The sequence below is a fragment of the Oceanobacillus chungangensis genome (genome assembly GCF_003369565.1).
Lineage (GTDB): Bacteria > Bacillota > Bacilli > Bacillales > Amphibacillaceae > Oceanobacillus > Oceanobacillus chungangensis.
The window spans coordinates 218,731-244,632 of the sequence record NZ_PIOD01000025.1; the positions used below are offsets into that span (position 1 = coordinate 218,731).

Genomic DNA, 25,902 nt, shown 5'->3' on the forward strand with positions numbered 1-25,902 from the left:
GCTTCCCTTCTTAAGCTACCGTGCTTTCTACGATTAGCTTTTTCATTTCGGCAGCTACAGCATTCTTATCGTCCTTACTAGTTATTCCACCGCCGACAATAATTAGGTCTGGCTGTGATTTAATTACTTCTGGTAATGTTTCTAATTTAATGCCCCCAGCAATGGCAGTTTTTGCATTTTTAACTACGCCTTTTATTGTTTCTAGGTCTTCAAAGGAATTTTTACCTTCTGCTTGAAGGTCATAGCCAGTGTGGACACAAATATAATCAACACCAAATGAATCTAGCTCTTTCGCGCGTTTTTCTATATCTTTTACTGCTATTAAATCGACTAGAATTTTCTTGCCTAATTTCTTCGCTTCTTCTACTGCTCCTTGGATAGAGCTGTCTTCCGCTGCACCAAGTATCGTGATAATATCTGCTCCGGCTGCAGAAGCCTGGGATACTTCATAACCAGCAGCATCCATAATTTTAACATCCGCAAGTACAGTTAAATTTGGGAATGCATTTTTCATCTCACGAACAGCCGCATGACCCTCGCTATTGATAATAGGTGTACCAATTTCTACGATATCAATTGATTCTTCTACTTCCTTTACAAGCTCAATCGCTTCTGGAATGTTAACAAGATCTAATGCTAATTGAAGTTCCATGAATATTCCACTCCTTAGAATAATTTAGTTTATTTAACTATACTTATTACTCTAAAGTAAATTTACAAGAATTGTAAGTACGCACATTAACATCACATAGTCACATAAAGTATACTGTGAAAGTGAACAAAAGCAGAAGGGCGAATAGCGATGCACGGACTGAGCTCAACAGAATCATTGAAGCACCCTTGAGAATTATCGCCCTTAAATTTTTCAAGGGTGTGGGGTAGGTGGTTCGACGTTGCCACTCGAAATGGCGAATAAGTCGAACATTGCCCATTGAGAATAAGGAAACTCATAGGAGTGTAATCGGTTAACTTTGATTACAAAGACGAGGAAATGTACAAGAATGAAATAGGTAATTATTAATACCTGCCAATCCCTAACAAACGGCTTAAAAATTACTTCATAACTTCTGTAATCTCTACTCCGTTTTTACTCGCAACATTGTTCATGTAGTCTTCTCCCCATCTATACATCATATCAAGAATAGGCAATAAACTTATGCCGTGTTCAGTTAATGAATATTCTACTTTTGGTGGAACAACAGGATATACTTCGCGATGGACGATGAGATCTTCCTCAAGCTCGCGCAGCTGTTTAACGAGCATTCTTTGTGTGATACCTGGCATAAGCGACTTAAGCTCATTAAATCGCTTTGTCCCTTGTTTACCAAGATGCCATAAGATGAGCATCTTCCATTTACCGCCGATTACACCGAGGGTTAGTTCTTTTTCACAGTTATACACCTTATCACAAAGATGTCCCAATTTATTCAACTCCTTCGTGAATGTCAAGTCAATTTTGTCTCTACCAGATAATTGGGTATCGATACATGTTCCTCTATTATTACATGTAGAATGATTATTGTCTTCGAAAGCGGCTTATTTAATACCGAAACTACGTGTAAATTTCATTTAAGCCAATACCAAAATTAAGGTAGAATAGCAATAATAGTAATAAGCTAATAGAATTGTAAGTCGTACGAATATGTTACGACTTTTGACATCTTGCTTTTTAATCCTAAAAAATAATCCATCATCACCTTCTCGAGGTATAATACTTGTAGAAGCTTTGGAAAGGAGATTCTGCTGATGACATTATGAACAAAACAAATAAAGAATCATCCTGCAACAGATAAACAATGGGAGGCAATCAACGAAAATGATAAATCCTACGATAATCAGTTTTTCTATGCTGTGAAGACAACGAAAATATTTTGTAAGCCATCCTGCAAATCGCGGGTACCGAATTATGATAACGTTTCGGTGTTCTATCATGCCGAGGATGCCCTACATGGAGGGTACAGACCATGTAAACGATGTAAATCAGCAGATTACCGTTTACCAGGCGAAGAGTGGGTACTACACGCAAAAACGTATATGGAAGAAAAATATTCAAGCTATTTAACATTAAATGTTATTGCGGCGGGCTGTCATGGCAGTCCATTTCACTTGCATCGTGTTTTTAAAAGTATTACTGGTATTACACCATTAGATTATTTGCATGAAATTAGGATGAAGAAAGCAATCGGATATTTACAACAAACAAATAAACCGATTGGAGAAATTGCTGCTTTAATCGGCATTCCGAATGCGGCATATTTTTCTGTTAGTTTTAAGAAATGGAGAGGAGAAACGCCGCGGGAATATCGAAAAAAAAGAGGTAAAGGTGCTGACAGATGAGGTACAATGAAGAACAAACCATTTTTTACGGACTAATTAACGTAGACGATTGGTCTATCTATCTTGCGGTATCGGAAGAAGGATTATGCTATGTCGGCTCCCAGGGAGCTGGAATCAAGGAAATGGAAGCATGGTTTGAAAAGAATAGACCGAAAGCTAGTCTAGTTGACGACAGTGACAAGATTTCCATCTATACAGATCAATTGGTTGATTACTTGAACGGAGACCGTAAAGCGTTTAATCTACCTGTTGATTTAATTGGTACGACCTTCCAGGATGCTGTGTGGAAATCGTTGCAGAACATTCCATTTGGGGAGACGGTGACATATACAGATATTGCTGAACAGATTGGTAAGCCAAAGTCCGTACGTGCGGTTGGAACGGCAATTGGTGCAAACCCAGTATTGATCGTAGTCCCATGCCATCGTGTAATTAGTAAAGGCGGGAAAATGGCAGGCTACCGTGGAGGCATCCCAATGAAGGAAAAATTACTCGGTTTGGAGAGTAAGTAGACGCATAGTGAAATATCCAGATAAAAGTAAATTGTGACAGACTAACAAGCTATAAATTGAATCGTTCGTTTAACGTTACCGAGCATTTCCTTGTAATGAGGAATGCTTTTTTCTTTGCTGTAACAAATCATTGTGACAACCAAGTTGGCTAATCTAAGAATCAAAGTTTCTTTCTGTTGCAATAAAAATATAATATAAATCAACATTTATTTATTGTGAAACGATAAATTACGTGTTAGAATCAAAAATGAAAATAATGAATTGAGGTGCTTTTAATGAAACAAGTTTCAACACTCTTTTTAAAGGTGGCAATTATTCTTCTTGGTATACCAGTTCTTGCTTTGTGCATATTCGGTCTACCTTGGTTAGCCAATAACCCTGTAAATCCAGATTATAACCATATACTGTATCCCATTTTAATAGGTATGTATGTATCGGTGATACCGTATTTTGCCGCGTTGTATCAGGCTTTAAAGCTTTTAAGCTATATTGACAAGAACCGTTCTTTCTCTGAGTTGTCAGTTAAATCTCTAAAGAATATCAAGTCTTGTGCAATGATAATCAGTGGTTTGTATGTGATAATATTGCCATTTATATATATCGTAGCAGAGTTAGACGATGCACCGGGTCTCATCATAATCGGAATGGTCCCTATCTTTGCTTCAATGGTAATCGCGGTATTTGCTGCTGTTCTTCAAAAACTACTAAAAGAAGCAATTGATATAAAATCTGAAAATGATTTAACGGTCTGAGGTGAGTAAAATGGCAATTATTATTAATATTGATGTGATGTTGGCTAAAAGAAAAATGAGCGTAACGGAACTTTCAGAGAGAGTTGGAATAACAATGGCGAACCTTTCTATATTGAAAAATGGAAAGGCAAAGGCGATTCGATTAACCACTTTAGAGAGGATATGTAAGGCATTAGATTGCCAACCTGGGGATATTTTGGAGTACCGAAGTGATGAAGAAACGCATGATGGATCGTAACTGGTAAGACGAAGAGGACAGGGGAAGAACTCCTTTCCATAATTTTAATAAATTCAATTCAAAAGAGAGGAGTTAGTTATGAATTTAACCATTCAGAATGATGTTCAGAAAAAAACTTTGAGGGTACATATCCTGAGAGCTTTAAAGCAACTCGTTCGTTTCGGCTGGGAGCAGGCACTATCATGTTTGTTTCCTGTCGTTATTTTTACCTCTTTGGCCATCACGCAAATCGTTCCACTGCCATTCATGCCACGGTATGACTGGCTGCTTATCATCTTCCTTTTAATGCAGTGGTGGATGGTACGCTCTGGGCTTGAAACAAAGGATGAACTAAAAGTTATCACACTGTTTCACCTTGTTGGACTTGCTCTTGAAATATTCAAAGTACATATGGGGTCCTGGTCCTATCCAGAGGAAGGGTATTTCAAAATTTTTGAAGTTCCTTTATATAGTGGGTTCATGTATGCAAGTGTAGCTAGTTATCTTTGTCAGGCGTGGAGAAGGCTAAAAGTTGAACTTGTTAAGTGGCCGCCGTTTTTAGTAGTAGTTCCTCTTGCAGCTGCAATATATTTAAATTTTTTCACCCACCATTATTGGATTGATATTCGCTATTGGTTAGCAGGACTTGTGATTATCGTCTTTTGGCGATCATGGGTCACATACAAGGTTGGTGGAACCAGATACCGTATGCCACTTGCACTATCTTTTGTGCTTATCGGATTGTTTATTTGGATAGCGGAAAATATCGCAACATTCTTTGGAGCATGGGAATATCCAAACCAAACGGATACATGGAGTCTAGTTCATTTAGGTAAGGTCAGTTCATGGGTCTTGTTGGTGATTGTCAGCTTTCTAATTGTAGCGACATTAAAGCAGGTTAAGAGGAAAATCGAACAGGTATAACGGCCGGAATACTAGTATATAAGTATAAAAGGGATCCCATGTTTTAGACTGTATTTTTCCAGCGTGCAAGACCCTGAATATAATAAATGGAGAAAAAGTAATGTTAAAACGAACGATCATTATTCCAAATGACAGATACGGAAAATAATCATTTCTGTGTTAAAATGGAACAATGCCGTATAACTTGCATAAGCAGTGAGGCTAAAGTTCAATGATCAGGAGCGGAGCGATTTTGAATAAAAAAGATATAGCCGATATTAAGAAGCAATTTAAAGTAAATAATGATTTATTAAAAATTAACGATATTTTTAATGTGTATATTATGAAAGAATCCAGTGATATTTACCATTACGAAAGCACACCATTTGAGATGCTGGAACAGGAACAGCAAGATTTATTTATGGCGAACTTTAAGAAGGTTCTAACAGGTCAACTGGATCAGAAATTATTTGAATTGAAATTCCAGCGGGACGTAGAGAACAGCAGTCAGCTGATTCTTCACCAAGGGATTTTAGCAAACGATACGGAAGAGTGGATGAGTCAGATGCTTCAGCTCGTCGAAAAAATGCTGGCAGATAAACAATATGAACATGATATTGTCGCTACATTTATTCGCGGTGAGTATCTAAAGCCGACCAAGCGAAGCAATGAAGAGACAGAGGAAAGCGGTCGAGATAAGGTTTATTCACATTCCTTCATTCTATGCAGTATTAATAAAACGCAGGATCCGAAGAAGGAATTGCTGTTTGACTATGTAGAGAAGGAATTCAAGTATCATTTCGTTGTCGACCCAGTGATTAATCTGAAGGCACCAATTGGAGGATTTCTTTTCCCTTGCTTTACTGATCATGCTGCAGATGTGAATCGGGTGCTTTATTCTGCAGAGAAGGCTTACGAACTGGATTATCATTTCATCGAGAAGGTACTTAATGCGGAAGAGGCAATGACAGCTGAAGACGATAAAATAATTTTTGAAGAAATTGTTAAAGATGTTGCAGGTGAACAGATCAATACATCTACCCTTGCCAATGTCTATGATGAAATTCAGCGTGTGATCGAGGAAAATGAGGAGCCGGAAGCACCGAAAATCGATTATAAAGATGTAGCGAACGTGCTGAAGAATAGTGGCATACAAGATATTGATGCAGAAAAGGTTGAATCTGCGTTTGATAAAATAATTGATGATAAAAGCTATGAGATGAAGGCAACGAGCATTGTTCCAAAATATTCCTCAAAGTCAATCAAAATTAAAACAAAAGTAGCGGATCTTTCAGTGAGTCCCCAAGAGCTCCGTTATGTTCGACAAGTTCATATAGATGGCAAGCTCTGCCTCATTATTGAATTAGAGGAAAATACGATGATTGAAGGCTTTGAAATGCTCCCAGAAGCATTGTTCCAAAAGGCAGAAAAAGACCCAGAATAAGCGATGGAAGAGGCAGATTATTTACTTATGTAAAGAATCTGTCTGTTTTTATTAGAAGTTACTGTTAGCACCTTATGGATACATAGAGAAACTGCAGTTGTTGAAGCAAATGAAATTTATAATAGTAATAGTTCTATTGATATGACATTACCGTCTGTACTTCCTGAGATGATTTTTACTAAGAAAGATGAGAATGGAAATGAAGAGGATAAATCGAATATAACATTTTTAAATACGCAATTAGATAATGGCGAGTCGAATAAACTTGTAACTATGGAGGGCCACCATTATTTACATTGGATGAATTACAAAGAAGTGAGTGATCAGGTAAATGAATTTCTAGAAGGTTTAAGTGATTGATAGTAGGATCCCTTTTAGTTACTTAGCAAACTAAGAGTGACAATACAATTAGGTATTGTATTATAGTTTTCTAAATGATAAGATATCTGAAAATAAATACTGGAAAAGCGATGAAGAGAAGAGTAAATGAAATCGATTCATAACAGAGAGCTCCAGATGCTGAAACGGAGTATGAATCATTTCATTGAAGCAAGTCTCAGAGCATCACGTTGGATTTGAGAAAATGATGGCGTGACAGGAGCTCCTGTTATAGAGCTAAAGTATAAGCAAATTTCGTTCAGCGAATGCACCCATACATCACTAAATCGGTGCTAGCGCTAAGTTCTTTTGCCGTACTTGAAAAGGTTAATATGGTGACATATTAACAAACTGGGGTGGCACCACGATTATAGAAATCTCGTCCCCAAGGCTAAGGTCTTGGGGGTGGGATTTTTTTGTTTTTATTAAAGGAGTATATCGTGTTGTGATCAGTATATATGGATGATGGGGGGATGATTATATGTTGTTGAAACGTAAAATAGCTTCATGGAAGTATCCTTCCATGCTATTGTTCGGAATTGGCATTTCAAATATCGGCGAATGGATTTACTTTATCGCGTTGAATTTAATTGTTTTAGATATGACGGGTTCACCACTAGCAGTATCAGGTTTGTATATCATAAAACCTTTAGCTACTATATTTACGAATTTTTGGTCTGGAAGTATTATTGATCGTTTAAACAAGCGGAAACTAATGATCTTCCTTGATATCTTCCGAGCGATGCTGATAATTCTATTGCCGGTAATATCATCTATACCGCTAATTTATTTCATAGTTTTTATCCTGAATATGGCTAGTTCTATTTTTGAGCCGGCCTCTATGACTTATATTACAAAATTAATACCTTCCGAAGCTAGAAAAAGGTTTAATTCCCTCCATAGTTTAGTTACTTCGGGTGCTTTTCTAACTGGTCCAGCGGTTGCAGGCATGCTATTTCTTATAGGTGCACCTGTATTTGCAATTTATTTGAATGCTATTGCCTTATTCTTTTCAGGAATCATTACGTTTTTAATGCCAAATCTGGAAAAACAAATGATTGCCTCTCCTTCAGAAGATAAAATGACCATTGATTTATTAAAAAATGATTGGATTGAAGTGCTTAATTTCAGTCGTAAACATAGCTATATTATGATCATAAATTTTTTATTCAGCTGTGTCATGGTCGTAATGGCAAGTGCAATTGATTCACTTGAAGCTGCTTTTGCTAAAGAGGTTTTATTTTTATCAAATAGTGAATATGGTTTCCTCGTGACGATTGCTGGGGCAGGTATTATTACTGGTGCTATTTTAAATGCTTTACTACTAAAAAATATGAGAACCTCATTATTAATTGGATGTGGTGCAGTATTCGTCTCAATCGGATATATTATATATGCTTTTTCAGATTCTTTCCTCGCTGCAGGGATAGGATTTTTCGTTCTATCATTTTTTAACGCATATGCCAATACTGGGTTCCTTACATTCTATCAAAATAACATACCAGTTAATATGATGGGGAGAGTTAGGAGTATTTATAGTCTAATTGAAGCAATATTAATTATAGCAGCTACAGGCATCATGGGAATAGCTGCTCAAATGATATCTATTCAATTAACTGTAATTATTGGTGTTTTCGTGATGATGATTTTATCCTTGATCCTATTAATATTTAGCTTACATCCTTCGAAAAAGGAATTGTATCAAGTATGAAAAATATCTTTAATCGATTGTGTACTTATGATATTATTAAAATGAATTTTTAGAATCTTCCGTCCTGAAAGTTAATTATTACGAGAGGTTGTAACCAGTTAATGATGTTTTTGAAGAAGGGAGTGAAAAAGTTGGGAAGAGTGATTGGTTTTGAACTTAACAGTCAAGAGCCTGAAAAAGCAGAAGAATTTTATTCAAATGTATTTGGCTGGGAAATTGCTGAAGCCCAGTGGGATTATTGGCCTGTTACAACTGGGGACTCCGTAAAGCCTGGAATTAACGGGGGAATTGGAAAAGGTCCAAATGATTATCCTCATGGAATAAGGATCCAAATTGAAGTAGATTCAATTGATGAGGCCGTTGCTAAAGCTAAAGACAATGGTGCGATGGTTGTACGGGAAAAAATGGAATTTGCTGCTTTTTATCTTGCTTACTTGGTAGATCCTGTTGGACTTGGGATTGGACTTATTCAAAATAAATAATAGGTGGTTATTAAATGGAAAAAATAATTCCAATAAAAAATCAAATGAATGGCGTGTTTATTCATGTGACAGATTTAAAGGGCGCGGCAAGATGGTATTCTGATTTGTTAGGGTTGCAAGTCAATCTAGACAAAGTAGTTTCCCCAGTTTTTAACGTACCAATAATAGGGACAACTTCTCTAACTTTAGATGACCATACCTTTGATCCAGGCTTTAAACATAATGTAAGTCCAAGCCCGATTTTTAATCTTTATGCCCCAAATATTGATGACGCATATAAATATATAAAAAACAAAGACATTACAATTGTTAGAGAAATAGAAAGAGTCGGAGACACAGCCTGGTTTAATATTGAAGATCCAGACGGAAATGTGGTTATGATTTGTAACTGTTAAACGATTAAAATAAAGGGAGAATTTTATGGGATTTCCTGAGCTGGAAACAATTCGACTGAAATTAGTTCAAGTGAAAAAGGAGCATACACAAAGTTATTTTGAGATTATGTCTAGTGACAGAGTAACGAAATATTATGGGATGGATAGTTTGAAAAGTTTTGAGGATGCTGCAAAAATGATCGAGTCTCTTCAAGCTGCATATGAAAACAATAGGGGAGTAAGATGGGGAATCATATTAAAAGAGACAAATGATTTCGTTGGTACAGTGGGACTAAATAATCTTAGTATTAGGAGTAAGAGAGCTGAGATTGGATATGAATTGCATCCTTCCTATTGGAATAGAGGCATTACAACGGAAGCAGTAAAAGAGGTATTAAGGTATTCGTTTGAAGAATTAGATTTGGTAAGAATAGGAGCTGTAACCTATCCGCAGAATGAGGCATCAATTCATTTATTAACTCGCTTAGGTTTTATTAAAGAAGGTTTGTTGAGGGGATATCTCCATCAAAATAATCAGTCTTACGATGCATTAATCTTTTCATTGGTAGTTAAGAAAGCATAAAAGCTTTCTTACTACATATGTTGCAACTAAGGCTGTCAGCGAAAGCCTTGGTGATAACTAAGTTTTCTAATTAAAATCAGAATGGAAATAATGGATTCTTCGTAGCTTGACGATCTAACAAAAGAAGCATATCACAACAGTCGATATGAGACACTATTGCTTCTTGAAGTGGCTTTTAACGTCTAGCATGAAGGCATGCGATTGCTAAGAAGATTGGAGTGAGAAGAGGGAAAGAGGATATCCAAATGATTTCCTTTTTCCCTTTACCTCGGTAATTTATAATTTTACAAGAGTTCTTCCACTTACGTTACTTTGTAAAATTGAACGTAATACCTCTGACAACTTGTCTAATGAGATTTCATTTACCATCGCGGCATCCAACACTGTTGGTTTCAAATCATCACCTAGACGATTCCAAATTTCTACACGCTTTTCCATTGGATATTGAACCGAGTCAATACCAAGCCAATTAATACCTCTGGAAATATGAGGAAAAACGGTTGTAGACAAATCACTCCCACCCGTAAAACCACATGTAGCTACAGAACCGCCATACTTCAATGTACTTAGAATGTACTGAAGCGTTTTACCACCTACAGGATCGACAGCTCCAGCCCACTTTTCCTCACGTAGTGACTGATTATTGTTATCTACAATTTCATCGCGATGAATAATTTGTTTCGCGCCTAACCCCTACAAATATTCTTCTTGTTCTGATTTTCCAGTACTTGCTACAACTTCATAGCCCTTTTTCGCTAATATATTGACGGCAAGACTTCCCACTCCACCAGTAGCACCAGCTACCAAAACAGGTCCTTGGCTAGGTTCTAATCCATTATCCTCCATTCTTTGAACTGATAATGCTGCGGTAAACCCAGCGGTTCCAAGAATCATAGATTCCTTTAAAGATAATCCTTTTGGAAGAGGAACAACCCAGCCTGAAGGTACACGTGCAATTTCACTAAATCCGCCAAAATGTCCTGTACCTAATTGATAGCTAGTAACAATGACTTCATCCCCAGGGTTGTATTTTTCATCTTTTGAATGAATAACCGTTCCAGCTAAATCAATTCCTGGTACCATTGGATAGGAGGTTATAATTTTATTTTGAATCGCTACTAAACCATCTTTAAAGTTTACACTTGAATATTCCACTTGAATGGTTACTTCTCCCTCTGGAAGATCATCCATGCTTAATTGTTTGATTTCTAAATTCGTCTCATCGTTTACTTTATCTAATACCAGTGCTTTAAATTTATTCATTTTGATAATCATTTCCTTTCTGTTCTTTTTTCTTTAAAAATACAGGTACTAGTTGAATGAGCAACAATAAATCTCTTCATCATCATGTACATAACATTCCGATAATGAAAATGTGCCCCCTTCGTAGCTCCGAGGCATCCATTTGAATAACGACGCTAACTCTTCAACATTTACAAACTTAATATACCTAGACTTGTATAGCTCTCTTAATTTACACACCCACGATATCATTTTGAGAATAGCCAGTAAAGAATAAACTTCAGTAATATTCTATCCCAACTTGATATCCGTGAACTATTGTGAGCAATATGATTGGGCACGATTTTAACTTAGATAAATCGTAGGGAAATTAAGCATAACCTTCGGACAGCAGAACGAGCGTGGTGGTAATTACCAAAAATTAACTCTAACCTACATAATAACAATACCAAAAAAGATGAATCTTTTTCATCACGCACACGTATTACAGTTACCATTATAAATAAGATTAAACATTCCGGGGGGAGTGTTACAATGGCAAACGCTTCGAATCGTCCTAAGCTTAAAATTCAAAAGACTAAAAGTGAATTCATATGGGATATTATTGGACTTTCATGTCATATTGGAAGCATTATTTTACTAATCGTTGTCTGGAATTCACTGCCAGTTCAGGTTCCAGCACATTATAATGCACTTGGGGAAGTTGACCGGTGGGGAGTAAAATGGGAGCTATTAATATTGCCAATAATAGGCGCCCTCATAATTATATTAATGCAAGTATTTGAGAGATACCCAGAAACTCATAACTATCCCGAACGACTTAATTCAATTAATGCGCAACAATTCTATTTAAATAGCAGGAAGATGGTTAATCAATTAAAAAATATTTCACAAATAATTCTTGCATCTATAATATTCGAGTCAATTTCAATTGCCTTAGCTTGGGGGAAGCCGCTAGGAGGATGGTTTTTACCCGCAGCATTATTCAGCGTGTTTATTCCAATAATAATTGGTATTGTAAAACAGAGAAAAATACAATAATAGATATATGGTTTGATTAATATAATAGAAGAGAATGTTCAAGAAATCATGAATTTGAGGTAATGAAAAGTATGAATGAAAAAACAATAATAAATGCTGACAGATCATATCGACTGGCAGAGCAAAAGGCTGTAGAGTACTTTCAAACTCTAGCGGAGCAGCATACAGGAAAGACATATGTGCCAACGTTAACAAAGGATTTTGAAGCATGGAAACCGAATCATATCCAACGCCGTTCTCTACTATCCTTTTTTACAAATAAAAAGAAACCAACTCAAAAGGATTATCATAGGTATATCGGGTGGTTGGATATGACAGGGAAATTAGAGCCTTATCTTGATCGAAGTATTTCCTATATTTTCATGCGGGACATGGGGAAGGCTCTAGATTCGCCAGAGACGAAGCAACGGATTCAAAGTGTCGTAAACAGTTTGAAAAAGGACCTAACAACAAATCAAGCTAACAATGATGACGTATTTAGCATGGCGAAATTATACCGAAAAGCACAAAGGAATGGTATCGAAACCACCTTAATTTGGGTAACTGAAAAGCTTAAGACGGTAACAGCGAATATACCAGAAGAAATGGATGCCGAAGAGGCGCAGCGGAAATTAATCAAGATTATTGCAGGATTAGTCATGCAAGAGGTTGAAGAAATGGGTGACGGCGTCTCATCGGAAGAAAAGTCTAGAAGGCTTGAGAGAGCAATTAGACTTGGATATGCTTACGGTCTAACTTATCCATTTATTGATGATTTACTTGATTCAAATGTATTGTCTGAGCAAGAAAGAGAGCAGTACTCGGAACTGATTCGGGTTTCACTTGTAACAGGTGATGTTCCGGCATTAGGGGAGTGGACCGGGAAAAATAAAGGATTAATGCTATATATCCATTCTGAACTAAAAGCTGCTTTTGAATATATTAAGGAAAATCAACCCGAAGCGGAATGGAAAGCTTTTCTTGAGCAGGCCTATGTTTTCTTTAAATCGCAAGAGGTCGACCGCATAAAGGATCTCAAAAATGAAAACTATACAAATGAAGAACTGTATATTCCAGTCATATTAAAATCCTCTGCATCACGGTTAATTGTTCGTTCGATCATCAGTGCACCAGAGGATGAGGGCATTGATAATCGGACATTTTACTACGGTATATACAACCAGCTCGCAGATGATTTTGCCGATATGGTTGACGATCGGGAAGGTGGAAGAGTAACACCATATACGTATTACCTCGAACACCATAGAGAACGTCTGGACCTTATCAATCCGTTTGAATTATATTGGACGGTTATCGCTAATTTAATTCATCAAGTATATGATTCTGACCCGAAGACGCGTGAGGTGATTTTAAATCGTGCGATAAACGGCTTGAAACGATTTAAAGAGAAAAAAGGCAAACAGGGATACAGTGAAGTAATGGAGCTGTTTTTCTCTGGAAGTCCTGCATTCAATCGAACGGTTCAAGATATTGTTCGTGATGCAACAGACGTTGACTTCTTCGATAAACTACTGCGTGATCATATGATTAGCAACTTGCGCCAGGAGCGAAAGGAGAAGGAAGAGTTTACAGAAGTTACCCGCGAGATGCGTTTGGAAATCAATGATTTCTTACCCATTTCTAATTCTGAAGCCGTTACATTAAAGAATGTACCAATCATTGATGCAGCAAACTATAGTTTAAATAGCAGTGGTAAGCGACTACGCCCAATTGTTACTTGGTATATGGCCGTAAAGGAATATGGATTAGATAAGACTGCAATCCTGCCTTTGCTGAAATCATTGGAATACATGCATACAGCTTCCTTAATTTACGATGATTTGCCAGCCCAGGATAACGCGGATATTCGTAGAGGAAATCCAACGTTACATCAAGCATATAACACTGCCATAGCAGAACTAACTGGTCTATTCTTGACTCAAAAAGCGGTTGAAGAGCAGGCATCACTTGAAGCGTTTGACGCGAAATCGGTGCTCCAGCTAATTCACTATTCAGCCAGCGTGACTGCTGAAATGTGCAGGGGACAGGCGATGGATTTGAAAACCAAAGGAGAATCATTGACACTGGAGCAATTGAATCAGATGTGTTTTTATAAAACAGGATTAGGATTCGAGGCCGCTCTAATAATGCCAGCCATCTTAGCAGGAACTGATGAATTAGAAAAACAGGCACTTAAAAAATTCGCTCGTCATGCAGGAATCGCTTTTCAGATTAAGGATGACTTACTTGATGTAGAAGGAGATCAAACGCTGCTTGGGAAATCACCAAATAGAGATGCTAAAAATAACAATTCGACTTTCGTATCTGTTTTAGGTCAGGAAGGTGCAAAAAGAGAGATGTGGGAGCATTATTGTCTTGGTATGGAGGCATTACAAGATTTACAGCACAAGCATTCTTTTCTGAAGCATGTTTTGAATTATTTTGTCCATCGGGATCATTAAGGAAATATTGTAGAGTAGTTACAAATATGTAGCTGCTCTTTTTCTATTTAAGGGTCAGGATATTAAGATGCTATATCAATGGAAATGAAAAAGGCTTAAGGTCTGACTGTAGATTAGCCCTCAAGCCCTTGGTAAAACTAATGGGTTTCACTCACAATCCCATTTGTCCATCTTAATGCCTCTTTATAAATTTCAAACAGCTTTCTCTGACTGATACCTACCTTGTTTGCAAGTATATTTAGCTCGCCCCAATCGGCCCGTTCCATCGTTAACGTTAAATGGAAAATATCACTGTATTGTGTATGTTTTCCTATGATTGTATCTTTAATTTCATTGTCTAATGGAAGCTCGCTCATTAATTTATCTAATGGCTGCTTCATTAATGTATCAATTAAAGAAAGCAAACCAACTAAGAAATAACTTGATGCTTCAGCCCGTTTTCCTTTGTATACCGCAATTAATTCACTAATCTTCGCACGAATAAAGCAGATCTTCATTACTTCATCCAGTCGATTTTCTTTTTGATTTACTCTTTCACGTAAGGACAGCAGGAATATCCATTTATTTAACTCATTAAATCCTAAATAAGCGATTGCTTGCTTGATTGATTTGATTTCATAAATCGATCCGACCATCGGTGAATTAATTAAACGAAGTAATTTAATTGAAAGAGAGATATCCGTCTCAATGATTCCTGTGATCCTGTCAATATTTGGTTCGGCCTGTGCAAGTTCATTCATAATAAGTACGATATTATGATTGTAAATCGGTACATCATTCGTGGATAGTATGACAGGTTTACTGAAAAAGTACCCCTGAAAATAAGTATAGCCATCTTTTTTACATTGCTCATATTCAGCCATTGTCTCTACTTTCTCAGCTAGCAAAGTTACATTATACTGGTCGAGCGTTTTTAATATATCTTTTCTCTCTAGGTAGGGCGTATTATGTATATCAATTTTAATAATATCAGCTAATTCTATCAGCTTCGTAAAATTTGTATCCTCGTCTTGCATAATAAAATCATCTAAAGCAATTTTATATCCTTTCTCCTTTAACTTCCTGCAGCTCTCAACAATTTGCTCTGAAGGACTCACCGTCTCGAGAATTTCTACAACAATCATTTCTGGAGGCAAGAATTCTGGTACAGAATGAGTAAGTAATGTATCTGTAAAATTTATAAAACAAGGCTTCCCCTCTGATAATTCTCCAATACCAAAATGCATGAAACTATTGATTACATTGAATGTAGCTTGGTCCCCATCTATATTTGAAAACTCATTTTGTTCATTGCTACGATACAATAATTCATATGCGCAAACTTTTTCATCGGTATTTAATATTGGCTGTCTAGCTACATAAATTTCCAAGATGTCACCTCTGTACGAATTTCAAAAAATTCCATTTTTCTCTGCTTTTATATTATAGCAATAATATTAAAAATAGGTAGATGGATAGTATGGATACGCTCATAAAAGTTAGAATGATATTTTGCTTCTTGGTATACCGCTCCGGAAATACACTTCACACACCTTAGGCGGCTGGTGATCTACCTTGTGAAGAGGGCGCTTTGCATTCTCATCGGGAATCTTCCTTCTGAATCAACTTTGCTCCTATTTCGTAACTTAATCATATTAGCATCAAACAATAAGCATTGATTCGAAAAGAAAAAGGCTATCAACATTGATAGCCCAAACATTATGGTTTTAATACGTGCTTCAGTGGAATGGTATGATTGGTATTCGCCAATATGCTAAACTGATGGCGGTCTAAAGTAAAATGATCCATTGCATTCCCAATCGTTTTTGCTTGCTGTTGTAAAGATTCATCGGTGAGATCAATATATTCTATCTTAATCTCTGCATCTTCGATAGTAATGACACTTGTTGCTTGCTGATCTAGCACTGCTGCTAATTGCACAAATGTCCATTGTTCCCGCTCAGCAATAGAAATACAATGATTATGACCATTTATATATAATCCTTTCCCTTGCTTCTTGTTTAATATATCCCAAATCGGAATTTCAGGATGGATCGATTGATTTTCACGGTCAGAATGCATCGTTGTTTTATGTACAGGATGATGGGCAAATACAATAATTGGGAGTTCTCCAGATTGTTCAACGACCTCTGTCAACCAGTTTTGCTGCTCTAAGTCTAATGTACCGCCCCATACATCATAATTTTGTTCTCTAGTCGTATCAAGAAATGCGAGAACTGCTTTTTCCGTAGTAATTGCATGATAACGATTCTGTTTTGTGATGTTGAGCACATCATTACGTAATAAACCATACGTATCATGGTTACCAAATACATGGATAAACGGTTTTTCCTGTTCGTTAATTAATCTATAAATAGCCTCATATTCTTCTTGTAATCCGTAGTTCGTTAAATCACCTATTGAAACATATAAATCAGCTGGAGTAGAAAAAAACTTTTGAATAAATGTTGTATAAAATGTATTCCGGTCATTCTCAAAAATTCGATTATCTTCATTCAATGCTGAAAAATGCAAGTCACCGATAACGGAAATTTTCATTATAAATCCATCCCTCCATACTCTTTAACAACTAGTATAACAGGTTATAATTATTGATTAATTAATAAGCTGTAAAAGTATTGTAAATAATATGTTTTATACAATATAACGATTCACGACTAAATAAATGAGTAAAAGTTAAAGTTTCTACTCGTTTCAGTGGTTTACTTATGAATTAGAATGGAAAAAATGGTAAGATATATATATTGTATTTTACTCTCAAGATGAAAAAATAGGAATGCGTCTTAAATAAAGGAGGAACATGTTTTGGCAGAAGGAAATACTCCAAATACAGAAGAAGTGAATGTTAACCATGCGAAAGTAGGGGAGACAATCAATGTTGTAAAAGGTGAACAAAAAGGGAAGAAGGGCGAGGTATTAACAGTAAGAGAAAATTCCGTGATTATTAAAATCGGAGAGAATTCAACTACTGGAGAGCCCATAAAAACTGTAGTTAATCACAAAAATTATAAACGAGTGAAGTAATTGAATCGAAAGACCCCATCAAATGGTTGATTTGGTGGGATTTTTTATTGCTAAGGAAACTATACAATTTTGGTTACACATGAGGCTTAGTGGCTTAGTCGCACTTTTACCCTTGTTGTGAAAGTCAACATCGATTCGCTTTCAGCTCCCAAAGAGTTCCCATTATCTCCTTCGAAGGTATGTTCACACGTCGAACCACCCCAAACTGCGGGGCACAATCCTTACACAGCACAAACGGGCGCTTGCGCTTTTGTTCTTTTCCCTATGATAATGATTTGTTCCATACCAGAATTCAGCTCCAACGAATACCTGTCCAGTATCAATACAAAAATGAGGCATGTACTAATTCGCATAATTATGATGTGAATTAGTACAAATGTCTGCTGTTAAATCCTCAAATGTATCCAAAACTATAGGAAGTGGTAGCAATTCTAGAACAAGACAGTTCTACTCCTCATCCTCCAGCACATCATACGCCATATCATATAATGTCATTTGGCTATCAATTAATGTTTCACCTGGTTTTGCTTTGACATAGTGATAGGTTCCGTCGCTTGACTGCTCACGAGCTTTTACATTGTCTTGAAGGGTGATAGTCAATACTTCTTTAATCCGCTTTTTAACCGTTGTTTCGTGAATTGGGAAAAGAAGTTCTACCCGCTTCGCCATGTTTCTAGTCATTAAGTCCGCTGACGAGAGGAATAATTTCTCATCGCCGTCGCTATGGAAATAAAAAATACGACTATGCTCAAGGAAGCGGCCAACGATGCTGCGAACTCGAATATTCTCACTTACACCTTCAATACCAGGCTTCAAGCAACATATTCCACGTACAATTAGATCGATTTTAACGCCAGCCTGGGATGCTTCGTAAAATTTCTTAATTATTTCTTTGTCTGTTAAGGAATTCATCTTAGCAATAATATATCCATTCCCACGTAAATGATGGAAATTGATTTCGTCATTAATATAACGAATGAAATCAGTTTGGATATCAAATGGTGCCATGGAAAGATGATTGAAATCAGGTTTTTCTGTGAAGCCACTTAAATAATTGAAAAAGTTCGTTGCATCAATACCGAATTTGCGTTTTGTTGTGACAAGACCCATATCCGTATATAAATCAGCAGTCGAATCATTATAATTTCCAGTTCCTAAATGGACAAAACGTTCGATTTTCTCTTTTCTTTTCCTAACAATAAGGGTAATTTTACTATGAGTTTTTAAGAAATTCATCCCATAGATTACATGACAGCCAGCTTTTTCTAATTCCTTTGCCCAGTGCACATTTTGTTCTTCATCGAATCTTGCCTTAAGCTCAACTAGTACCGTTACTTGCTTGCCATTTTCTGCAGCTTGCTTTAAACCTTTTATAATTGGCGAATGGCCACTAACCCGGTATAGTGTTTGCTTGATTGCCATAACTTCAGGATCAATTGCAGCTTCTGTTATTAAGTCAACAACAGGTGCAAATGATTCGTATGGATGATGTAGGAAAATATCTCTCTTTTCCGCAGCTTCGAAGATACTTTCTTTACTATCAATATCTTTTGGTCGCTGAGGAATCAATGTTTGGTAGATTAAATTCTCATGGTCAACAAGTGCATCTTTATAGAATCTGAAGAGGAAGGTTAGATCAAGCGGACCATCGACAATGTACAGGTCATTCTTATGTATTTCAAGTACATTCAGTAAAAAGCTTATGATTGTATCATCAAATTTACCTTTACGGACTTCTAGCCGAACTGCAGCACCCCATTTACGTTTGCGCAATTCCTTTTCAATTTCCTTCAGTAAATCACGAGCACCTTCTTCATGTATTGTCATATCTGCATTTCTAGTTATTCGGAACTCTGTAACAGAATGAACTCGATATCCTTTAAATAATTTATGAAGAAAATGAGAAATAATATCTTCTAATAAAATATAACGATTCGTAGTACCAATCTGGATATATCTGTCTAAAAGAGCTGGTACTTGAACAATTGCGTTCTTTCTACTTTTAAACTCAATTTCATATGTATCTTCAAGCACAACAGCCATGTTAATTGATTTATTCAGCAGCATTGGGAATGGATGATATGCATCAATTGCCATTGGCGTCAATATTGGGAAAATTTGTTCGTCGAAGTATTCCTCTAGTTTATCTTTTTCTTCAAGTGTAAGGTCACCCATTTCAAGGATGGAAATCTCCTTACCAGCAAGTGCATGCTGGAGTACGTTATATCCTTCATATTGTTTTTCTACGAGGACATGATTCTGCTTTGATATCGCATTTAACTGTTGTTTTGGTGTTAGACCTGCCTTGTTCTCGGGTTTATTGAAATCAGCTTGGACCTGATCCTTAAGCCCAGCAACTCGGACCATAAAAAATTCATCTAAGTTTGAAGCAAAGATGGCAATGAATTTCAGCCGCTCCAGTAGAGGGTTCTTTAAATCAAATGCTTCATCTAATACACGTTTATTAAACGCCAGCCAACTAAGCTCGCGATTATTATAATATTGTGGATTATCCAGGTTAATGTCTCTTTCTATATTGGCCATCCTTACCACCCTTTTTTCTTGTATTAACAGGAAGTGAGCCCTTAAAGAACATCTTAGAACCCAAGCCTAAGAATTCTATGCAGGGGACTGCCTGAAGCAGTCAAATTTAAAATTAACTAACATTGTAGTAATTTCAGATAAATGAAGTTTGACTATATTTTCCCAAAATATAATTATACTAAAAAATTGTAGAATAATGTCGTTTGAATGTTAAGTTTTTGTATATTTTTCCCTGCTTCATTAGCAAATGACTTAATTCCGGACAAATTTTAACTCAATCGTATTATGAAGCGCTTTTTCAAGATGTTTTTTCTGTTTATTTGCTTGGTATTCCTCTGGCATAAAATCACTGTTACAATAGAGCGTCAGTATAATTGCACCTTTACTAATCGTAAAATCAAAATCTTGTACAACCTGCCGTTTTGTCGCATCGAGGGAATAGGTGAATTTAAGAAGTGCACCTAATGTATAAAGCTTCTTTCTATCCTTTTTTAAGAACCAGTTGTGAAAAGGATCAATAAATTGCTTAAACACTGTCTTATTTTTATAGGACGCAATTAATGCCAATTTCAATCGATCAATATGCATCAGTCCATCGATTGTCCGGTTTGCAAGTAAATAGAAGGTATGCTGTGCACTAGACTCAGAATCTATATATTGCCCTAGATGATATACATAACAGGCACGATCGAGCAATTCCCAATCCTGTCTTGTCAAAGAGCCTAATCCGTTAATTTGAAGCTCTTGAAGCAGTTTCTTCGTTAAAATTTGGACATGATGAATTTGCGTTTTATTTAAGTTGTATTCATGGACTAAGTCTTCAATGCTGTCCTGGAGTACATTAGGATGCAGCGATGATTCCAAATGTTTGGTTAATCGTTTATAAAATACACCATCACGTAATCCTTTTCTACTAAGTACAAATGTCTTTGCATCTATCATTTGGTAAAGACAAAGAAATACATTCGCTGCAGGCACTATTGTATCAATTCGATCACTGGATAATCCTTCGACTTTCCCAAGCTCTTCATCAGATAAAGATGATAGGTAGAATGTAGTTTCGGCGATATCACTGTCATTCATCTGATATTGATGAAGTCCAGCGAGTGGATATTTCTCACGTGATTGATGGATTTGAGCTAGGTTACGTGCACTTCCACCAATGCCAATTAAAGGTACCTGTTTATCTACAAGCCAGTCCAATGTGTTAAATTGCTCGAATAAATAGGTGCGTAATTTAACAAGCTTTTTATCCATTGATTTGTTATCCGTTAAGAAATCCTTCAATGTTAATGCTCCAAAAGGAAAACTATGAGAATCAACGAGTTGACGATTCTTAAAATATGTAATTTCTGTACTGCCACCACCGATATCAATCGTAATACCCTCTGAAATCGAAGTTGAATTAACAACGGCCAGGTAACCATAATAGGCTTCCTCCTTCTCCGAGAGGATTTGCATCTCCCAGCCTACTTCTGTTTTTACTATCTCTTTGATTGCTTGATTATTTTTTGCTTGTCGAATGGTTGCTGTTGCTACACAGACAAGTTCATTTAGCTCATATGTATCGACAACTTCTTTGAAACTTTGCAATATGTTGACCATTCGCTCGATCCCATCATTTGAGAGTGTATTATCAGAAGTAAGATAATTACGTAATCGTGCAACAGCCTTTGTATTTTCAACTTCATGAAATCGACCAGATTTTTCCTTTGTATACACAACGAGTCGCATTGTATTCGAACCAATATCAATAATAGAATAATATTTAGTTTGCATTAAACCACCTCTTCTTTAGTATAAATATATCAGTTGAAATAATAAAAGTCACATTGCGATAATTCTTAACAATAATGCAATTTAGGTTGTGACCTATCAGTAAAGCTGATTTTCGAACTGAGCATATATCGCTATAAAAGACAAAATATTCTAACCTTCGATAAATATTTCCTGGGGAATAAACCTTAGCAGGTATCCTTGCTTTCTCGGAATACTTACTGGTTAAGAACTTCTATAGCATGATAGGCGGTGTACTCGCATAGGATATATAAATCGCTGCATAGATGGAGGGAGTTCATATGAGTATATTAAATAAAGTAAAGAACTATCGAGAAGAAGAACGACGCTTACGATGGGAAGGCACATTTGCAGATTATTTAGAGATTATTAGGGATAAGCCGGAAGTGGCACAAACTGCTCATTCACGCGTTTTTAATATGATTAAGGATTCTGGGATAGAGAAGAAAGATGGGAAAAAAGTCTATGAATTCTTTAGCGATGAAATATTTGGTCTAGAAGAAGCAATTGAGCGTTTAGTAGAAGAATATTTTCACCCAGCAGCTAAAAGGCTAGATGTGCGCAAACGAATTTTATTATTGATGGGACCAGTTAGTGGTGGTAAGTCCACGATTGTTAGTCTATTAAAACGTGGGTTAGAGGAATTTTCTCGAACGGATGCAGGTGCGGTCTATGCGATTAAAGGGTGCCCAATGCATGAGGATCCATTACATTTGATTCCACAGCATTTGCGGGAAGAATTTTTTGAGGAATTTGGAATTCGAATAGAGGGGAATTTATCCCCATTAAATACAATGCGGCTCGAACAAGATTATAATGGGAAGATTGAAGATGTAATTATTGAGCGTATCTTCTTCTCAGAGGATAAACGTGTAGGAATAGGTACTTTTAGTCCTTCCGATCCGAAATCACAAGATATTGCTGACTTAACAGGCAGTATTGATTTTTCGACGATAGCTGAGTTTGGTTCGGAATCAGATCCAAGAGCATATCGTTTTGATGGAGAGTTAAATAAGGCCAATCGTGGGATGATGGAGTTCCAAGAAATATTAAAATCCGATGAAAAATTTCTCTGGCATTTGTTATCGCTCACACAGGAAGGTAATTTTAAAGCCGGTCGATTCGCGCTCATTAGTGCGGATGAATTAATTGTAGCGCATACAAATGAATCTGAATATCGCTCCTTTATTGCAAATAAAAAAAATGAAGCATTACATTCACGTATTATTGTCATGCCAATACCGTACAATTTACGAGTAAGTGAAGAAGAAAAAATTTACGAAAAAATGATTAAGGGCAGTGATATGGCACATGTTCATATTGCACCTAGAGCACTTAGAGTTGCAGCGATTTTCTCTATTTTAACTCGGTTAAAGGAGTCGAAGAAGCAAGGCATTGATTTAGTGAAGAAGATGCGGTTATATGATGGGGAAAACGTAGAAGGATTCAATAAAATCGATTTAGAAGAGCTGCAGAAAGAATATTCTGATGAAGGCATGAATGGAATTGATCCGCGTTATGTGATCAATCGCATTTCATCGACAATTATTCGTAAAGAGGTTCCATCTATTAACGCACTTGATGTCCTGCGATCATTAAAGGATGGGCTGGAACAGCATCCTTCGATTTCAAAAGAAGACAAAGAAAAATATATTAATTATATTGCCGTTGCCAGGAAGGAATATGATGAGATTGCCAAGAAGGAAGTGCAGAAAGCATTTGTTTATTCTTATGAAGAATCGGCGAAGAGCTTGATGAATAATTATCTGGATAATGTGGAGGCATTTTGTAATAAGAATAAGCTCCGTGATCCACTTACAGGTGAAGAAATGAATCCAGATGAGAAGTTAATGCGTTCGATTGAAGAACAAATTGGTATTTCCGAAAACGCGAAGAAGGCATTCCGCGAAGAAATTCTCATTCGACTTTCTGCCTTTGCACGAAAAGGGCAGCGATTTGATTACAATTCTCATGAACGATTACGAGAAGCAATCCAGAAGAAATTATTTGCAGATTTAAAGGACGTTGTCAAGATCACGACATCCTCACAAACACCGGATGAATCACAGCTTAAAAAGGTTAACGAAGTAATAGCAAGATTGATTGACGAATATGGCTATAATTCGACGTCTGCTAATGAATTACTTCGTTATGTTGGTAGTTTGTTAAATCGATAGTGGAATGTTAGAGCCAAGGCTAAGCAGTTTAGCAATGGAGAGGTGTGCGAAGTCTCGTTGGCGCAGGAGCTGGTGTATGGCCTGTTAGTTACAAGAATTGTAAAGAAGGAATACTATACTTTCTTATAAGTCAAACAAGGCTAATTCACTAGTTAGTCTTGTTTTTTTCAATCAATTTAAGTAAACGTTGCAATAACTTGTATCAAGTAGCATATGATAAAGAAAGCAATCATTACAGAACAATGTATTTTATCTGGATCCAAATTACTGAAAATTCAATTTATAAAGGAGAGGGAAAAGTGCAGGATAAGCAAGAACATAATTTTGTCGTCTCCCAGGAAAACTGGTCTCTCCATCGTAAAGGCTATCAAGATCAACAACGTCATGCGGATAAGGTTCAAGAAGCTATCCGAAATAATTTACCTGATCTCATAAGTGAAGAAAATATTATTATGTCAAATGGCCGCGATGTAATTAAAATTCCAATCCGTTCATTAGATGAATATAAAATTCGTTATAACTACGATAAATCAAAACAAGTTGGTCAAGGAAACGGGGATAGTGAAGTAGGGGATGTCATTGCGCGTGAACCAGGTGAAGGAGATAGTGGTCAAGGAAAAGGGCGCCAAGCGGGTGATCAGGCTGGATCTGACTACTATGAAACAGAGGTTTCAATCGCTGAAGTAGAGGAAGCACTATTTAAAGATTTGGAGCTGCCGAACCTGCAGAAAAAGGAACAAGCAGAAATAACGACAGAAAAAATAGAATTCAATGATGTACGAAATAAAGGACTGATGGGGAATATTGATAAAAAGCGGACGATTTTGACTGCGATCCGGAGAAATGCCAGAGAAGGAAGGCCAGGAATTACGCCAATATATAATGATGACCTGCGTTTCAAAACATGGAATGAAGTAATCAAATCAGAATCGAAAGCTGTTGTACTGGCGATGATGGACACAAGTGCATCGATGGGAACATTCGAGAAATATATGGCTAGAAGCTTCTTTTTCTGGATGACAAAATTCCTTCGATCTAAATACGAAACGGTAGAAATAGCGTTTATTGCTCATCACACGGAGGCAAAGGAAGTATCTGAAGAGGATTTCTTCTCTAAAGGAGAAAGCGGGGGTACGATTTGTTCCTCAGCCTATAGGAAGGCATTAGAACTTATCGACGAAAGATATAATCCATCACGCTATAATATTTACCCATTCCATTTTTCCGATGGCGAGAATATTACTTCTGACAATCCAAAATGTATCAAACTCGTAAATGAAATCATGGATGTATCTGCAATGTTTGGATATGGTGAAGTTAACGGATATAATCGGTATTCGACCTTAATGAATGCATATAAAACAATCGATGATCCGAAATTCCGGCATTATATATTAAAGGAAAAGCGCGATGTATACCATGCAATGAAGAGCTTCTTTATAAAAGAAACGGCTGTAAGCTAGAATCCCCAAATATGGGGATTCTTTAACTTGGCTGTCACCAGATGGCTTGGTGACAGCCAAGTTTACTAAATTACATATAATGTTCATTATTTGCTATCTCAATCGTATATACGCCCCTTGTTGTACTCAAAATGAACCGAGAGCCGTCAAACTCATATAGTGTGGAATCTTCAAGTGGTATTTCGTAAAAATCCTTGGGAAGTGTCTCGTAATTATGTGAAGTTGTTTCAATTACTCCACTGCCATTAAGGTATAAGGAATGCCTAGCCTCATATCCATCGCCCCTATTATCATTATTCGAATAGGAGAGGCTATCCAGGTCTAAAAGTGTTTCATCAAGGTCATCCAGTTCATGCTTTACAATTTTAATGGATTCTCCGTTCCATTGCTGTAATAATTGATTAAATTCCTCAATTGATAAAAATCGTTTTTCCATAAAAAATCCCTCCAGCATCTGCAGTATATATTGTGAATGACATG

23 protein-coding genes, 1 pseudogene and 1 other annotated feature are annotated in these 25,902 nt (G+C 36.6%); of the genes and pseudogenes, 16 read left to right on the top strand and 8 right to left on the bottom strand.

The annotated features are described in order from the left end of the window. Positions 1-10 precede the first annotated feature (10 nt). Positions 11-652, bottom strand: a complete 642-nt coding sequence (hxlA, locus tag CWR45_RS17250) for a 3-hexulose-6-phosphate synthase (RefSeq protein WP_115751079.1) — start codon at positions 650-652, stop codon at positions 11-13. A gap of 401 nt (positions 653-1,053) precedes the next feature. Further along, positions 1,054-1,422, bottom strand: coding sequence for a winged helix-turn-helix transcriptional regulator (locus CWR45_RS17255; RefSeq protein ID WP_115751080.1), 369 nt, complete (start codon positions 1,420-1,422; stop codon positions 1,054-1,056). Positions 1,423-1,767: 345 nt separating this feature from the next. Between CWR45_RS17255 and CWR45_RS17260 the strand changes: the two genes are divergently transcribed. From CWR45_RS17260 to CWR45_RS17310, 11 genes are all read left to right on the top strand, one after another. Next, complete coding sequence (locus CWR45_RS17260) at positions 1,768-2,337, top strand: bifunctional transcriptional activator/DNA repair enzyme AdaA (RefSeq protein WP_115751081.1); 570 nt, start codon at positions 1,768-1,770, stop codon at positions 2,335-2,337. Then, complete coding sequence (locus CWR45_RS17265) at positions 2,334-2,849, top strand: methylated-DNA--[protein]-cysteine S-methyltransferase (RefSeq protein ID WP_115751082.1); 516 nt, start codon at positions 2,334-2,336, stop codon at positions 2,847-2,849. The genes CWR45_RS17260 and CWR45_RS17265 overlap by 4 nt, the downstream gene beginning before the upstream one ends. Before the next feature lie 275 nt (positions 2,850-3,124). Next, complete coding sequence (locus CWR45_RS17270; protein ID WP_115751083.1) at positions 3,125-3,601, top strand: DUF2975 domain-containing protein; 477 nt, start codon at positions 3,125-3,127, stop codon at positions 3,599-3,601. A gap of 10 nt (positions 3,602-3,611) precedes the next feature. Beyond that, positions 3,612-3,839 carry a helix-turn-helix domain-containing protein gene (locus tag CWR45_RS17275; protein ID WP_115751084.1) on the top strand — a complete coding sequence of 76 codons (228 nt, stop codon included), beginning with the start codon at positions 3,612-3,614 and terminating at the stop codon, positions 3,837-3,839. Between the two features lie 132 nt (positions 3,840-3,971). After that, complete coding sequence (locus CWR45_RS17280) at positions 3,972-4,742, top strand: DUF817 domain-containing protein (RefSeq protein ID WP_115751283.1); 771 nt, start codon at positions 3,972-3,974, stop codon at positions 4,740-4,742. 232 nt (positions 4,743-4,974) lie between these two features. Next, entirely contained in the window at positions 4,975-6,165 is a 1,191-nt protein-coding gene (locus CWR45_RS17285; protein WP_115751085.1) for a DUF4317 domain-containing protein, read from the top strand. Between the two features lie 141 nt (positions 6,166-6,306). Beyond that, complete coding sequence (locus CWR45_RS17290) at positions 6,307-6,525, top strand: hypothetical protein (protein ID WP_115751086.1); 219 nt, start codon at positions 6,307-6,309, stop codon at positions 6,523-6,525. Between the two features lie 101 nt (positions 6,526-6,626). Then, positions 6,627-6,933 (top strand) — a binding site (T-box leader). Between the two features lie 97 nt (positions 6,934-7,030). Further along, complete coding sequence (locus CWR45_RS17295) at positions 7,031-8,254, top strand: MFS transporter (protein WP_115751284.1); 1,224 nt, start codon at positions 7,031-7,033, stop codon at positions 8,252-8,254. A gap of 131 nt (positions 8,255-8,385) precedes the next feature. Further along, positions 8,386-8,736, top strand: coding sequence for a VOC family protein (locus tag CWR45_RS17300; RefSeq protein ID WP_115751087.1), 351 nt, complete (start codon positions 8,386-8,388; stop codon positions 8,734-8,736). A 14-nt stretch (positions 8,737-8,750) separates the two neighbouring features. After that, positions 8,751-9,131: a VOC family protein gene (locus CWR45_RS17305; RefSeq protein ID WP_115751088.1), complete on the top strand. Its 381-nt coding sequence runs from the start codon at positions 8,751-8,753 to the stop codon at positions 9,129-9,131. Positions 9,132-9,156: 25 nt separating this feature from the next. Next, complete coding sequence (locus CWR45_RS17310; protein ID WP_115751089.1) at positions 9,157-9,693, top strand: GNAT family N-acetyltransferase; 537 nt, start codon at positions 9,157-9,159, stop codon at positions 9,691-9,693. A 276-nt stretch (positions 9,694-9,969) separates the two neighbouring features. Here CWR45_RS17310 and CWR45_RS17315 read toward each other — a convergent pair. Beyond that, positions 9,970-10,956, bottom strand: a pseudogene (locus CWR45_RS17315) (acrylyl-CoA reductase family protein). 513 nt (positions 10,957-11,469) lie between these two features. Here CWR45_RS17315 and CWR45_RS17320 point away from each other — a divergent pair. Together CWR45_RS17320 and CWR45_RS17325 are read left to right on the top strand one after the other, a co-directional pair. Further along, positions 11,470-11,976, top strand: coding sequence for a DUF1648 domain-containing protein (locus CWR45_RS17320; RefSeq protein WP_115751090.1), 507 nt, complete (start codon positions 11,470-11,472; stop codon positions 11,974-11,976). Positions 11,977-12,038: 62 nt separating this feature from the next. Next, positions 12,039-14,417 (top strand): polyprenyl synthetase family protein, encoded by a 2,379-nt coding sequence (locus tag CWR45_RS17325; protein WP_211315988.1) that lies wholly within the window; start codon positions 12,039-12,041, stop codon positions 14,415-14,417. Between the two features lie 137 nt (positions 14,418-14,554). Here the strand turns inward: CWR45_RS17325 and CWR45_RS17330 are convergent, their stop codons facing one another. After that, positions 14,555-15,787: an EAL and HDOD domain-containing protein gene (locus CWR45_RS17330; RefSeq protein WP_115751092.1), complete on the bottom strand. Its 1,233-nt coding sequence runs from the start codon at positions 15,785-15,787 to the stop codon at positions 14,555-14,557. A gap of 328 nt (positions 15,788-16,115) precedes the next feature. Further along, entirely contained in the window at positions 16,116-16,955 is an 840-nt protein-coding gene (locus tag CWR45_RS17335) for a metallophosphoesterase family protein (protein ID WP_115751093.1), read from the bottom strand. A 267-nt stretch (positions 16,956-17,222) separates the two neighbouring features. Here CWR45_RS17335 and CWR45_RS17340 point away from each other — a divergent pair, with 267 nt between their 5' ends. Continuing rightward, positions 17,223-17,441: a DUF2187 family protein gene (locus CWR45_RS17340; protein ID WP_245975452.1), complete on the top strand. Its 219-nt coding sequence runs from the start codon at positions 17,223-17,225 to the stop codon at positions 17,439-17,441. A gap of 447 nt (positions 17,442-17,888) precedes the next feature. Here the strand turns inward: CWR45_RS17340 and CWR45_RS17345 are convergent, their stop codons facing one another. Together CWR45_RS17345 and CWR45_RS17350 are read right to left on the bottom strand one after the other, a co-directional pair. Beyond that, positions 17,889-19,985, bottom strand: coding sequence for an RNA degradosome polyphosphate kinase (locus CWR45_RS17345; protein ID WP_115751094.1), 2,097 nt, complete (start codon positions 19,983-19,985; stop codon positions 17,889-17,891). A 252-nt stretch (positions 19,986-20,237) separates the two neighbouring features. Beyond that, entirely contained in the window at positions 20,238-21,764 is a 1,527-nt protein-coding gene (locus CWR45_RS17350; RefSeq protein ID WP_115751095.1) for a Ppx/GppA family phosphatase, read from the bottom strand. Positions 21,765-22,063: 299 nt separating this feature from the next. Between CWR45_RS17350 and CWR45_RS17355 the strand changes: the two genes are divergently transcribed. Beyond that, positions 22,064-23,959, top strand: a complete 1,896-nt coding sequence (locus CWR45_RS17355) for a PrkA family serine protein kinase (RefSeq protein WP_115751096.1) — start codon at positions 22,064-22,066, stop codon at positions 23,957-23,959. 299 nt (positions 23,960-24,258) lie between these two features. Beyond that, positions 24,259-25,422, top strand: coding sequence for a sporulation protein YhbH (gene yhbH, locus CWR45_RS17360; RefSeq protein ID WP_115751097.1), 1,164 nt, complete (start codon positions 24,259-24,261; stop codon positions 25,420-25,422). A 70-nt stretch (positions 25,423-25,492) separates the two neighbouring features. Here yhbH and ymzB read toward each other — a convergent pair whose 3' ends face one another. Then, positions 25,493-25,858: a protein YmzB gene (gene ymzB / locus CWR45_RS17365; protein ID WP_115751098.1), complete on the bottom strand. Its 366-nt coding sequence runs from the start codon at positions 25,856-25,858 to the stop codon at positions 25,493-25,495. Positions 25,859-25,902: the final 44 nt, after the last annotated feature.

Coding starts and splice junctions, on each gene's coding strand:
- CWR45_RS17305 (WP_115751088.1), top strand. CDS start 8,751: ATGGAAAAAATAATTCCAATAAAAAATCAAATGAATGGCGTGTTTATT.
- CWR45_RS17290 (WP_115751086.1), top strand. CDS start 6,307: ATGACATTACCGTCTGTACTTCCTGAGATGATTTTTACTAAGAAAGAT.
- CWR45_RS17270 (WP_115751083.1), top strand. CDS start 3,125: ATGAAACAAGTTTCAACACTCTTTTTAAAGGTGGCAATTATTCTTCTT.
- CWR45_RS17320 (WP_115751090.1), top strand. CDS start 11,470: ATGGCAAACGCTTCGAATCGTCCTAAGCTTAAAATTCAAAAGACTAAA.
- CWR45_RS17350 (WP_115751095.1), bottom strand. CDS start 21,764: ATGCAAACTAAATATTATTCTATTATTGATATTGGTTCGAATACAATG.
- hxlA (WP_115751079.1), bottom strand. CDS start 652: ATGGAACTTCAATTAGCATTAGATCTTGTTAACATTCCAGAAGCGATT.
- CWR45_RS17325 (WP_211315988.1), top strand. CDS start 12,039: ATGAAAAGTATGAATGAAAAAACAATAATAAATGCTGACAGATCATAT.
- ymzB (WP_115751098.1), bottom strand. CDS start 25,858: ATGGAAAAACGATTTTTATCAATTGAGGAATTTAATCAATTATTACAG.
- CWR45_RS17310 (WP_115751089.1), top strand. CDS start 9,157: ATGGGATTTCCTGAGCTGGAAACAATTCGACTGAAATTAGTTCAAGTG.
- CWR45_RS17265 (WP_115751082.1), top strand. CDS start 2,334: ATGAGGTACAATGAAGAACAAACCATTTTTTACGGACTAATTAACGTA.
- CWR45_RS17345 (WP_115751094.1), bottom strand. CDS start 19,985: ATGGCCAATATAGAAAGAGACATTAACCTGGATAATCCACAATATTAT.
- CWR45_RS17355 (WP_115751096.1), top strand. CDS start 22,064: ATGAGTATATTAAATAAAGTAAAGAACTATCGAGAAGAAGAACGACGC.
- CWR45_RS17275 (WP_115751084.1), top strand. CDS start 3,612: ATGGCAATTATTATTAATATTGATGTGATGTTGGCTAAAAGAAAAATG.
- CWR45_RS17335 (WP_115751093.1), bottom strand. CDS start 16,955: ATGAAAATTTCCGTTATCGGTGACTTGCATTTTTCAGCATTGAATGAA.